This is a genomic window from Devosia aquimaris, assembly GCF_020169335.1.
Taxonomy (GTDB): domain Bacteria; phylum Pseudomonadota; class Alphaproteobacteria; order Rhizobiales; family Devosiaceae; genus Devosia; species Devosia aquimaris.
Map to the genome: position 1 here is coordinate 922,578 of NZ_JAIEZN010000001.1, position 12,554 is coordinate 935,131.

The following is a 12,554-nucleotide window of genomic DNA, read 5'->3' on the forward strand; positions in this document are numbered from 1 at the left end:
GATGACCACTCCCATGATCCAACTTTCCGGCGTGCGCAAAAGCTTTGGCCAGGTCGGCGTTATCCAGGGCGTCGATATTGAGGTCGAGGACGGCGAGTTTTCCGTCTTCGTCGGCCCGTCCGGCTGCGGCAAGTCCACCTTGCTGCGCATGATCGCCGGGCTCGAAACCATCGACGGTGGCGACCTGATCCTCAACGGCCAGCGCATCAACGACCTGCCGCCCGACCAGCGTGGCATCGCCATGGTGTTCCAGAGCTATGCGCTCTATCCGCACATGACGGTGGCGCAGAACATCGGCTTCTCGCTCGATCTCAAGAAAGTGCCCAAGGCCGAGATCGCCCGCGAGGTCGGCCGGGTCTCTGAACAGCTCCAGCTCTCCGAGCTGCTCGATCGGCGGCCGGCCGAACTCTCCGGCGGGCAGCGCCAGCGCGTTGCCATCGGCCGCGCCATCATCAAGCGTCCTCGGGTGATTCTGTTCGACGAGCCGCTCTCCAATCTCGATGCGGCGCTGCGCGTACAGATGCGTGCCGAACTGCAGAAGCTGCACCAGGAGCTGCGCCCCACCATCGTCTATGTGACGCACGACCAGGTCGAGGCCATGACCATGGCGACCCGCATCGTGGTCCTCAACAAGGGCAGGGTAGAGCAGTGGGATACCCCCATTGCGCTCTACAACAACCCCATCAACACCTTCGTCGCCGGCTTCATCGGCTCGCCCCGGATGAACCTGATCACCGGCACCATTACCGGCGATGCAATGGTCCAGGGGTTCAAGGCAGATGCCGGCTGGGTGGCCCGGCTCGATGGCCGGTCGCTGGCGGGCAGTATTGGCCAGTCCGTGACGCTGGGCGTGCGGCCCGAGGACATTCGTCCCGTGGCCACCGCCGCTGAAGCCGATCTGGAGGCCCGCGTGGCCATTGTCGAGCGCCTCGGGGCCGAGACCTATCTCAACGTGCGCAATGGCGAGGACACGCTGCTGGTGCGCGCCCAGGGCGATCTGGCCATGACGCCAGGAACGTCCGTGCAGCTGGCGCTCAACCACGCCGCCTTCCACCTGTTCGATCAGACCGGCGCTGTCATCGCGGCCTGACTTCACACCTACGGAGACTATACGTGACCATTCGCCTGACCATGTGGAACGAAGGCCGCCACGAAAAGAACGATCCGCCGGTCGCCAGGATCTATCCTGACGGCATGGACGGAGCATTGGCTGCCGGCTTTGCGGACCGCGATTTCAGCATCGAGCGACGGACCATTGACGATCCAGAGCAGGGTCTGACCCAGGAGCTGCTCGATCGCACCGATGTGCTGACCTGGTGGGGCCATGTGGCCCATGACGAGGTCAAGGACGAATATATCGACCGCGTGCAGCAGCGTGTGCTGGCGGGCATGGGGCTGGTCGTGCTGCATTCGGGCCATCATTCCAAGATGTTCCGCCGCATGGTGGGCACCAATGCCAACCTGTCCTGGCGCGAATTGCCCGAAGGCGATCTTGAACGGGTCTGGACTATCCTTCCCAATCATCCGATCGCGGACGGCGTGCCGCCGTTCTTTGAAATCCCGGCCTCCGAGATGTACGGCGAGCCCTTTGACATCCCGGCGCCCGACGAGATCGTCTTTCTCAGCTGGTACAAGGGCGGCGAGGTGTTCCGCTCGGGGCTGACCTTCTATCGGGGCCTGGGCCGCATCTTCTATTTCTCGCCCGGCCACGAGACTTTCCCGATCTATCACCAGCCCATGGTGCAGCACGTCATCGGCAACGGGATCGAATGGGCGATGCAGCCGCACAAGCCTTCGCGCAAGCTGGACAACTGGCACCGCAAGGAGCCCATTCACCGCTAGCCTCAGCGCCTGCCGCTGGCGTAATCCTGTGGGAGGTGCTGGCGGTGCGGCGCGAGGTGTCTGTTGCCGCCTGGTCTGGCCGGAACGCCTCGGCGTCCGGCCGCGCCTTGTCCGAGTGTATTCCGTGGCCGGGCCATAGTGCGCGCCGGCATGCGGCCTGATCGTTGGAACGTCCTGATGAGCAATGCCACTACCGCCCGCGCCCCCGTGACCCCATTGGTCGTGCATGACCCGTTCATGAGCGTATGGTCCTGGTCCGACACGGCCACGGACAGCTGGCCGGCCCACTGGACGGGCAAACGCAACGAGATGTGCGGCCTGCTGCATGTCGATGGCACGGCATGGCGCTTCATGGGCGGCGACGACTACATGGCGGCCAATGCGCCGGCGATGACGCAGACGTCGCGCGAGGTAACGCCGCTGCGCACCATCTATCGTTTCGCCGCCGCTGGCGTTGAGCTCCAGATCACCTTCACCAGCCCCATGCTGCCGGACGATCTCGAATTGCTGGGCAGGCCGGTCAGCTATGTCGACATCGACGTCCGCTCGACCGATGGGCGCGACCATGCCGTCAGTGTCTATTACGACTGGTCGGCCAACTGGTCTGTCGGCGAGGCCGAGACCGAATTGAGCTGGGGTCGGCACCGCGCCGGCCCGGTCGAGGCGCTCTTCGTGGGCGCCGCCGAACAGCGGCCCCTCAAGCGTTCGGGCGACGAGGTGCAGATCGAATGGGGCTATCTGTTCGTATCGTCGCAGCCCGGCGTTGCCGTGGCCAGCGCCTTTGGCGACTCCACCACGCTGCGCAATGACTACCTGCGGTCGGGCCAGATTGCGGACCGGGACGATGTGCGCGCCGTCCGGCCTCTGCGCATGCCGGCTGGCAGCACCCACAAGGTGATGGCCTTTGCGGCCGACCTGGGGCAGGTCGGCGCAGCGGGCAAACGCTGGAGCCAGTTGGCGGCTTACGATCAAATCTGGGCCCTGAGCTATTTCGACCGCCGTCTGCGCCCCTATTGGAGCCGGAACGGGCAATCGGCCATCGGGCTGATCGAGCGGGCGTGGGCGGACCGCGACAGCGTGTTGCAAGGTGTGGCCGCTTTCGATGCCGGATTGATCGCCGACCTCGAGGCTTCGGGCGGCGAAATCTATGCCCGGCTGGGCATTCTCGCGTTCCGGCAATGTCTCGGCGCCCATATCCTGGCTGAGGATTTTGGCGGCGACTTGCTGCATTTCTCAAAGGAGGGCTCGTCGAACGGCTCGATGGGGACGGTCGATCTGACCTATCCGGGCGCTCCCTTCTTCCTGCACTTCAAACCGGAACTGCTCGAAGCCCAGATGCGGCCGGTCCTGGCCTATGCCAAGTCTGGCCGCTGGCCGTTCCCCTATGCACCCCATGATGTCGGGCACTACCCCTGGGCCAATGGACAGAACTATGGCGGCGGCGATCGCACCGAGCATGACCAGATGCCGGTCGAGGAGAGTGGCAACATGCTGATCCTCGCCGGTGCACTGGCGCAGCGCACCGGCAGCACCGCCCTGGCCGAAGAGTTCTGGGCTGAGCTGACCCGCTGGGCGCAGTATCTGGAGGCGAGCGGTCTCGATCCGGACAACCAGCTCTGCACCGACGATTTTGCCGGCCACATGCCGCACAATGCCAATCTGGCCATCAAGGCCATCCTGGGCCTGGGCGCCTATGGGCAGCTGTGCCAACGGCTGGGCAAGGCTGCCGAAGCCGAGCACTATCTGGCAATCGCCGGGGAATGGGCCACCCGTTGGCAGGATCTGGCCGATGACGGTGCCAATTATCGCCTGGCCTTCGATCAGCCCGGCACCTGGAGCCAGAAATACAATCTGGTCTGGGACCGCATCCTGGGGCTCAACCTGTTCGATGCTCGGATCGCCGACAAGGAAATGGCCTTTTATCGCAGCCAGCTCAACGCCTATGGCCTGCCGCTCGATAGCCGCAAGGCCTATACCAAGCTCGACTGGCTGGTCTGGTCGGCATGCCTGACAGGCCGACAGGACGATTTTGATGCCATGCTTGCCCCCTTGGCGGACTGGCTGGACGCCGCACCGCAGCGCGTGCCGCTGTCGGATTGGTTCGAGACCGACACCGGCAAGCAGCCCCATGGTCACGGCTTCTGGGCTCGCTCGGTCGTCGGCGGCATCTTCATCAAGCTGATGATCGACAAGAGCGGGCGCGCCTAGCGCCCGCACCGATCTCCCGGTTCATCAACGTCCCGCCAATTGCCTTGGGCAAATTGGCGGGCTGGGTCAGCCATCAGCTCAGATGGGTGGCTGTCCTTTGGCGCCAGCTAAAGCTGCGCCTCTCCAGGGGGCCGGTGCTTTCATAAGCACGGCCACCGCACACATCCCCATTCAAATCGCCATTTGTTCCATTTCTCCAAAAATGAGGGTTGCGCGAAATCCCGGCCTTCTCTATGTCTCCGCGCAGTCGGGGCGTAGCGCAGCCTGGTAGCGCATTTGTCTGGGGGACAAAGGGTCGTGGGTTCGAATCCCGCCGCTCCGACCATTCATCCAAAACCTGTTGAACTGCTGGCCGAAGGCAATTGCTTTTGGCTTGGCCGGACTATGCCGTCATGCCGCTGAGCGCCCAAGACATTGCCGCTGCGCTTGCGCTTTGGCCCGAGCTGACCGGCGGTACGGCCAGGCTCGTCAACCACTCCGAAAACCACACCTTCCGCATCGACACACCGGCGCGCCGCAGCTTCAGCCTGCGCATTCATCGGCGCTTCTATCAGTCGGAGGCCGCGATCCGCAGCGAGCTCGATTGGCTCACCGCGATCGCGCGCGAAACCGACGTGCCAGTGCCGCAGCCGATCCCCGGCCTTGACGGCGCCGTGCTGCAGGCCTTTGCCACGCCTGACGGCGGCCAGCGCCTCGCTGTGCTGTTTCCCTTCCTGCCCGGCAGCGAGCCGGATGGGGCAGGGCGGCTGGATGATCTGTTCACAACGCTCGGTCGCTACGCCGCGATGCTGCACCACCACGCGCGGACGTGGGCGCGTCCCGCCGGCTTTGAGCGCCCCACCTGGCAGGCGCAGTCCATCCTGGCGCCGGACGGGCTCTGGGGCGACTGGCGGCTATCGCCCGATGTGGATGCACAGAGTCGTGTCGTGCTCGAATCGCTCTCCGACAGGCTGACCGAACGGCTTGCCGCCTATGGCACGGGGGCGGATCGCTTTGGACTGATCCATGCCGATATGCGGCTGGGCAATCTGTTGGTCGAGGGCGATCACGTCACCCTGATCGATTTCGACGACTGCGGCTTCTGCTGGTTCGCCTACGACTTTGCCGCGGCCATCTCCTTCCACGAGACTCGTGCCGACATGCCCGCGCTGCGGGCAGCCTGGTGCGCCGGCTATGCCAGCGTCCCCAACATGACGCCACCGTCGGCGGAGGTATTGGAGACCATGGCCATGCTGCGGCGCATGGCGCTGCTGGCCTGGATCGGCTCGCATGGCGAGACGCAACTGGCGCAAACCCACCGCCCCGGATTTGCCGCCGGAACGCTGGAGCTGGCGCAGCGCTACATGCGCGGACGCATCTGGCCGGACTAGATCAGCAGCTTGGGTGCGGAATTGGGAACGCGCGGTGCCATGTTGATGGCGCTGGCCACACCCCAGATCAGCCCGGCAATCAGGAAATAGTGCCGCCAGTGGTCGCTGTCGATGATGGCCGATTCCCCTACCAGCATGGTGAAGGTGGCCATCAGCGGGATCATGATCAGCCGGTATCGCGTCGGCTTGAACAGGGCCTTGGTGCCGCGCCACAGCGTCAGGATCACCAGAAGGTAGTACATGGCGCCGCCGCCCCAGCCATAGACGTGCAGCACCGAGACATAGACATTGTGCGGCTCTTCAATGACGCGAAGATTGCGGAATTCATGCGGGCCGATGCCCAGGGGATTATCCAGCGCCAGCTCGAAGGCAAAGCCCTGCCGGCCGAAGCGACCGGTGTCGCCCGTGTCATAGTTCTGGCTGGCGGCGCGCAGCTCGAACAGATTGGCCACCGAGGGAATGCTCAGCAGCCCAGCAACGGCGCCCAGCAACATGCCGGCGCCCAGCAGCGACATGATCATGATGCGCACCTTGTCGCGGGCGTTTGATTCCAGCCAGAAGCACAGCACCAGCACGATCGCCGACGACAATGCGAAATGGCCCCAGGCTGCGCGCGAGAAGCTGACGAAGACACCCACGAACAGCGCCATATAGATCAGCCCGGCAACGATCTGCACCTTGCCGCGGCCGAGCAGGATGCGCTGCAGCGCGAACATGGCCGGCAGGATCAGGAAGGGGCCGAACACATTGGGGTCGTTGAAGGCGGCGCGAGCGCGGCCATAGATGACGAAGACGTCGCCGCCTGGCAGCAGGTGGAGATAGGCGAGGGTGCCCACGATCGCGCTGATCACCGCGATCGCCGTATAGGCATTCATCACCAGGCGCATGCGGCGCTCGGTCGCCTCGGCGACATAATTGGCGACGAAATAGCTCGTCAGCATCAGAAAGACGGTGACGATGGAGAAGATCAGCGCATCGCTGATGGCGGTGAACTTGACCTGGAAGCAGGCTATCAGCGCGAAGGGGATAAAGCCGATCATCAGGGCTAGGAGCCCAAAGGTCGACCGGTAGATGCCCATGCCGGCCAGGAATGCGATTGGCAACACGCCCAAAAAGATCAGCTCATAGGGCGCTGGCTCGACGAACACCATGCCGCCGCTGAACACCCACAAGCCCACCATGAAGTCGAGCAGGCGCATGGCGCGGGCCCGAATGACAGCAAGGCCGAGTCCATCGGACCCGGCCAGGGACTTGCCGCCGATGCCAGCTGCATCGGTCAATAGGCGTTCTCGTTCTTGGAGAGCAGCGACACCGGCGTCATCAGCACGATGTACAGATCGAACAGGATCGACCAGTGCTCGATGTAATAGAGGTCGTGGTTCACGCGCTGCATGATCTTGTCGATGGTGTCGGTCTCGCCGCGCCAGCCATTGATCTGGGCCCAGCCGGTCATGCCGGGACGGACGCGGTGACGGGCGAAATAGCCCTCGACAGCATCATAGTAGAGCTTGTTGTCGGCCTTGGCCTGCAGCGCGTGCGGACGGGGGCCGACAATGGAGAGCTCGCCCTTGAGCACGTTGAACAGCTGCGGCAGCTCGTCAATCGAGGTCTTGCGGATGAACTTGCCCACGCGGGTGACGCGCGGATCGTCCTTGGTCACCAGTCTTGAGGCCGTGGCATCGGCCATGTCGGTGCGCATGGAGCGGAACTTGTAGATCTTGATCAGCTCATTGTTGAAGCCGTGCCGGTTCTGCCGGAAGAACACCGGGCCCTTGCTCTCGAGCTTGATGGCGACGGCCGTTGCCAGCATCACCGGGCTGAGCAGCACCAGGGCCACAATGGCGACGACCTTGTCGAACACCCATTTGAAGACGCGGTTCCAGTCCGAGATGGGCCGGTCGGCCATGTCGAACACGGCCAGGTCGCCGACATAGGAATAGGCGCGGTTGGTGAACTTGAGCTTGCTCATATGGGCCGAGAGTCGGATGTCCACCGGCAGCACCCAGAGCTGGGTCAGCATGTCCAGGACGCGCTTTTCCGCCGACAGCGGCATCGACACGATCACCAGATCGACCGGCGTGCGCCGGGCGAACTCGATGAGGTCCACAACTTTGCCCAGCTTGGGATAGCCGGCGACGCTCTCGGGCGAGCGCGCGTCGAAACGGTCGTCAAACAGGCCAAGCAGCGTGATGTCATTGCTGGCGCTGGTGCGCACTTGCTCGATCAGCGCTTCGGCGTCCTTGCCGCCACCCACGATCACCGTGCGCCGGCGCAGCCGGCCCAGACGTGTCCAGTGATTGATCAGCGAGCGCAGCCCCAGGCGATAGGCAACCAGCAGCACGGCGCCGCCTACGGCCCAGCTCGCCAACCAGACCCGGGAGAACAGATCGCCCGCCTTGAAGAAGAAGATGCTGACGGCCAGCAGCGTCATCACCATCAGCCAGGCAACGAGCACACGCCCGACCTGGCTGAACACCGTGCGATAGGCAGTGATACGATGGGTGCGGCCGGCATTGAACAGCACATTGGCCAGCAGGCACGACGCCAGGATCACCGGCACGTAGAAAGCAGGATGTCCCAGCTCGACGTAGAATTCATAGATGGCGTATCCCAGGCCCGCCAGCAGCAGGGCTTCCACGACCTGCGCAATGCCGACCACCACGGCCCCCGAGACGGACGACTCCGCAGGCGTGGCAATGATGGCCTCGGCTTCCGGCGAAAGCTGCCGGCCAGACTCGCCGGCTGCCGTCTGCTTTGAGACATGATCGAGAACGGCTTGCTTGGGATCGACGCGGAACATGCAAAACAACCGATACAATACGTTGGCCCGCATTGTCCCGCTAAGGCGTTTAAACTCAGTGAACCGGACCTATCGTCCTGTCGGCATCAGGGACTGGTAAAGCGCCTCGATATCGCCCGCCATGCGCTGCAGCGAGAACTTGCTGCGGACATGGTCAAGCCGCTCTGCCATTTCGGCTTTTGCCTTGGCAGGATCATCAAGTGCCGCCTGCATGGCAGATCGGAGAGCAGCAGCGTCGCCGGCTGGCACCAGGCTTGGCGCTGTCGTGCCGAAAATCTCGGGAATGCCGCCAACCTGGGTTGAGATGACGGGGAGCTGGGCCGCTGCTGCCTCGAGCACGATATAGGGCAGGGACTCCGCCAGCGACGGCACCACCGCGACCCTGCCGCGGGCAAAGGCCTTGCGGGCCGGCTGCGCGTGCAGCATCTCGACCTGGTTGGCGAGACCCAGGGCGGCAATCTGGGCGACGAGGGCGTCATGCCGGTCGCCGTCGCCGACCATGACCAGGCGAGCCGGCCTGCCGTCGGGACGGGTCAGCCCGGCCAGGGCATCGACCAGCACATGCACGCCCTTGAGTTCGCGCAATTCGCCCACAAACACGAAGTCAGCGGCGTCGGCATCGGGTGGCACGGCAATGAACTCATCCTCCCCCAGCCCATTATGGATGACCTTGGTGGGGCAGGTGGGTGCGCCGATCAGGGCTGAATAGGTGGCCTGAGCATAGGCGCTTTCGAACACGATAGCGCCCGTCTGCGCCATCAGCCAGCGTTCCAGCACGTGAAAGACACGGCCGGAGACAGAGCTTCGGGCAAAATGCAGCACCCCGCCATGCGGGGTATAGACCGCAGCCGCCTTGCCGCCGCCCAGCTTGGCCAGGCGTGCATAGAAGCCGCCTTTGGCACCATGGCCGTGCAGCACATCGATATCGAGCTTGCGCGCCAGTTGGCGCACGCCAAATGGCGTGGTCAGGTCGCCCGCACCGAGCACGCGCGGCATGGCAAAGCTGTGTACGCCCAGCTTGGCATGCGGCGCCAGGCCGTTGAGCAGCGTTTCGGTCTGTGAGTCGTTGGCCAGGCTGTCGACAACAAGGCCGATCTCGTGCCCCTGCGCGTCGAGCCACCGGGTCAGATCGGCAACATGGCGGAACAGCCCGCCCACGGGCGCCCGCATGACCTGCAGGATGCGCAGCGTGGGCGAGGCCATCACCGTCTCCGTCAGAACCAGCGTTCGCCCACCACGATGGTGTCGCCGGGCGCAATGGGGAAGTCCAGGTTGACCGACTGGCGCACCATGCGGCCGCCCTGGCGGCGATAGACCTGCGCGCCGCCCTTGTCGGCGGTCTCGGTATAGCCGCCTGCAGCGCTGATCGCGGCCCGCACGGTCATGCCATAGCCATACTGGAACTGGCCGCCATTCTTGATCTGGCCCTGGATGAAGAAGGGCCGGTATTCGGCAACCTCGACGGCAACGTCGGGGTTGCGCATGTAGCCATTGGCCAGCGCCGCAGCGATATTGCCGGCCGCCTGCTTGGTGGTGGCGCCGCGCACCGGCACGGGGCCGACCAGCGGGAAGGCGACGGCGCCACTGTCATCCACGCGATAGGTGTCGGTCAGCTCTGCATCGCCATAGACGGTGACCTTTACCGTGTCGCCCGTATCGAGCTGGTAGGGCGGCGCCGAGTCGACGGCGCGGGAAACCGGACGCGGCGTCGCGCAGGCCGTCAGCGGCAGCACGAGGGCAAGCGTGATGAGGGTGAGCCAGCGCATGGAAGGACCGTGGTGTTTTTGCTGCCTGCACTGTTGCTCTGTTGTGGTTAACAAACCCCTTCTGGCGGGCCGGTTTTGTTGCTGTCTGCAAGCGGCTTAACGGTTTGCTTACTACGCCAGGACCATAAGAGACCCCAAGTTTCAGGGGGTTCGCTATGACCTATGAGTCGTCAGCGGCGCGCGATGCGCGGATTGATGTGTCGGCTGTCCTGGGCGCGGTCATTGCGCGCCTGCCAAGGATCATCATCGTCACATTGGTGCTGCTGGCGCTGGCCTTTGTGGCCATGATGTTCATGCCAAGGCTTTATGAATCCTCGGCGTCCATCCTCGTGGAGCCGCGCAGCAACGTCTATACGCGCTCGGCCAACGAGCAGGCGCCCACCACCAATGGCAATGAGACCGGCGTTGTGTCCAGCCAGATCGAGTTGATCAAGTCGCGTGACACCCTGCTCAAGGTGATCGACCAGCTCGACCTGCGCTCGGTGCCCGAATTCAATGGCTCGGGCGGTGGCGGCTTCTCGCCCATTGGCGTGATTTCGAACCTGCTGGGCCGCAAGTCCACGCCGGTCAGCATCGATGAGACCGTGCTCGATAATCTGCTGGGCCGGATGACCGTGATTCAGGAGCGCGACTCGCGCATTATTTCCGTGCTGGTCCGATCACAGGATCCGCAACTTGCGGCCGATATCGCTAACGCCGTTGCCTATGCCCATGTGACCCGGCGCGCGCAGCTGTCAATCTCGGACACCGCGGAAGCCTCCGGTTGGCTGCTCGACGAGATTGGTCGTCTGCGTGTCTCGGTGAAAGAGGCCGAGACCGCCGTGGCCGACTACAAGGTCAAGAACGACCTGTTCACCGGCCCCAACAACACCAGCCTGATCGACCAGCAGCTGTCGACCATCGCCGGCCAGATCAATGCCGCCCAGGAGCGTCGCAACCAGGCTGCCTCGCGCGCCACGCTGATCCGCGGCATGCTCGATCGTGGCCAGTCGATCGAGGGCGTTTCCGACGTCCGCGATTCCGCGGTGATCCAGAACCTGAGCGAAGAGAAGGCGCGCCTGCGCTCGGAAATGGCCCAGAAGGCGGCGACGCTGCTGCCCAGCCATCCCACCATGCGGGCCATCAATGCCCAGATCGCCGAGCTCGATGCCCAGATTGCCGCCGAAGGGCGTCGCGTTGCCGACGCCCTTGAGGCTGAGGCCCAGATCGAAGGTGATCTGGAGGCCTCGCTGAAGGCCGACCTGGCGCGCACCAAGACCTCCGCATCCACCGCCACCCAGGATGGGGTAACCCTCGACGGCCTGCAGCGCGAAGCCAAGGCGCAGCGCGACCTGCTGGAGGCCTATCTGCTGCGCTACAACGAAGCCTTCTCCAAGACGGAAGCCAATTCGGCGCTGCCCGACGTGCGGGTGGTCAGCGAAGCGGCGCCTTCGGTCGTGCCGGCGTCTCCCAAGACGCAGATGATCCTGCTGGCGGTCGGTATCGTCGCGCTCGCCGGACAGGTGGGGCTGGTCGTCTTTGGCGAGCTCATCTCGGGCCGCGCCATCATTGCGGCTGCCGAACCGCAGCGGAATCTCGACGAACTGGAATCCGAGCCGTTCTCGGTGGCCGAACTCGAACCGGAACAGCGCTGGGAAGAGCCTGTCGCGGTGGACGTCGAGGCTGAGGACCTGCCCGCAGTAGAAGCGGAAACCAGCTACCTCGCGCCTGTTGTCCCCGATGTTGAACTCGACCCCGAAATGGCGATCGAGCCCGAGGCGGCGGTTGACGAGGAAGCCGAGCCCGAACCCGAGTCGTATCGGATCGATGCCGACCCGATCATGGCCCGGCCCGAAAGCGCGGCGACGCCGGCGCGCGAATCGTCTGCCTTCATCAAGGCCCTGGCCAACGAGTTTGGCCGCCCGGCCGCGGCTGTCGACACCATTGTGCCGGCAGAGTCGCAGACTGTCGCCGCTGCGCCCGCAGAGCCGCGCACGGCCCCGCCGGCTGCAGCCGCGTCCCTGCCGAAGCTGACCGGGCTGATCTCCAAGGACGATCTGGCCTCCGACCTCATGCTGGGTCGCACCCATCTGGTCGTGCTGGCGGCGCATAATGCCAATGACGATTGCGAAGCACTGGCTGAAGAGCTGGTGGGCGATGCGCTCGGCCGTGGCCTCAGCGTGGCGCTGGTGGACGCCGGAAGCGCCCGGCCGAGCCAGGAGCTGGGCCTCACCGATCTCAGCACCGACGCCGCCAGCTTTGGCGATGTCGTCCACAAATCGGCCGACAACAGCTTTGCCGAGATTCCCTGGGGCAGGGGGCGCGCCATCGCGCGGCATTCGTCCAAGCCCTTCACCCTCATCGAGGCATTGGGCGACATCTATGAGGTTGTCGTGCTCAAGACGGGCAAGGTTGGTCTCGCCTCGACGCTGCCGCTGTTTCAGGGTCTGGACGGGCGCATCGTGTTGATCGCTGGCCCCGATGACGACCTGACCGCCGTCAGCGACACCCGCGAACAGCTTTATGACGCCGGTTTTGAGGCTGTCGAAATCGCTGCCCTCGACTCGCGCGTCGCGGCCTGACCAGGCC

The 12,554-nt window shown here is 64.5% G+C and carries 9 protein-coding genes and 1 tRNA gene; 6 read left to right on the forward strand and 4 right to left on the reverse strand.

Annotated elements, in window-relative coordinates:
- Positions 1–13 precede the first annotated feature (13 nt).
- The 5 genes from K1177_RS04440 to K1177_RS04460 all read left to right on the forward strand — a co-directional run bounded on the left by K1177_RS04440 (position 14) and on the right by K1177_RS04460 (position 5,420).
- A complete protein-coding gene (locus K1177_RS04440; RefSeq protein WP_224702115.1) occupies positions 14–1,090 on the forward strand; it encodes an ABC transporter ATP-binding protein in 1,077 nt (358 codons plus the stop codon).
- Between the two features lie 23 nt (positions 1,091–1,113).
- On the forward strand, positions 1,114–1,842 hold the full coding sequence (locus K1177_RS04445; RefSeq protein WP_224702116.1) for a ThuA domain-containing protein: 729 nt from the start codon (positions 1,114–1,116) through the stop codon (positions 1,840–1,842).
- A gap of 177 nt (positions 1,843–2,019) precedes the next feature.
- Positions 2,020–4,050 (forward strand): glutaminase family protein, encoded by a 2,031-nt coding sequence (locus K1177_RS04450; protein WP_224702117.1) that lies wholly within the window; start codon positions 2,020–2,022, stop codon positions 4,048–4,050.
- Positions 4,051–4,298: 248 nt separating this feature from the next.
- Positions 4,299–4,375: transfer RNA gene (locus K1177_RS04455), tRNA-Pro, on the forward strand.
- Between the two features lie 43 nt (positions 4,376–4,418).
- Positions 4,419–5,420 (forward strand): phosphotransferase enzyme family protein, encoded by a 1,002-nt coding sequence (locus K1177_RS04460; RefSeq protein ID WP_224702118.1) that lies wholly within the window; start codon positions 4,419–4,421, stop codon positions 5,418–5,420.
- On the opposite strand, the gene K1177_RS04465 is transcribed toward K1177_RS04460, so the two are convergent.
- The 4 genes from K1177_RS04465 to K1177_RS04480 form a co-directional block, all read right to left on the reverse strand.
- On the reverse strand, positions 5,417–6,700 hold the full coding sequence (locus K1177_RS04465) for an O-antigen ligase family protein (protein ID WP_224702119.1): 1,284 nt from the start codon (positions 6,698–6,700) through the stop codon (positions 5,417–5,419). The genes K1177_RS04460 and K1177_RS04465 overlap by 4 nt on opposite strands.
- Positions 6,697–8,220 (reverse strand): undecaprenyl-phosphate glucose phosphotransferase, encoded by a 1,524-nt coding sequence (locus tag K1177_RS04470; protein WP_224702120.1) that lies wholly within the window; start codon positions 8,218–8,220, stop codon positions 6,697–6,699. Before K1177_RS04470 ends, K1177_RS04465 begins: the two co-directional genes overlap by 4 nt.
- 69 nt (positions 8,221–8,289) lie before the next feature.
- On the reverse strand, positions 8,290–9,423 hold the full coding sequence (locus tag K1177_RS04475; RefSeq protein WP_224702121.1) for a glycosyltransferase family 4 protein: 1,134 nt from the start codon (positions 9,421–9,423) through the stop codon (positions 8,290–8,292).
- Between the two features lie 11 nt (positions 9,424–9,434).
- A complete protein-coding gene (locus K1177_RS04480) occupies positions 9,435–9,986 on the reverse strand; it encodes a polysaccharide biosynthesis/export family protein (RefSeq protein WP_224702122.1) in 552 nt (183 codons plus the stop codon).
- A gap of 155 nt (positions 9,987–10,141) precedes the next feature.
- On the opposite strand from K1177_RS04480, the gene K1177_RS04485 reads away from it, so the two are divergent.
- On the forward strand, positions 10,142–12,547 hold the full coding sequence (locus K1177_RS04485; protein WP_224702123.1) for a GumC family protein: 2,406 nt from the start codon (positions 10,142–10,144) through the stop codon (positions 12,545–12,547).
- Positions 12,548–12,554 lie beyond the last annotated feature (7 nt).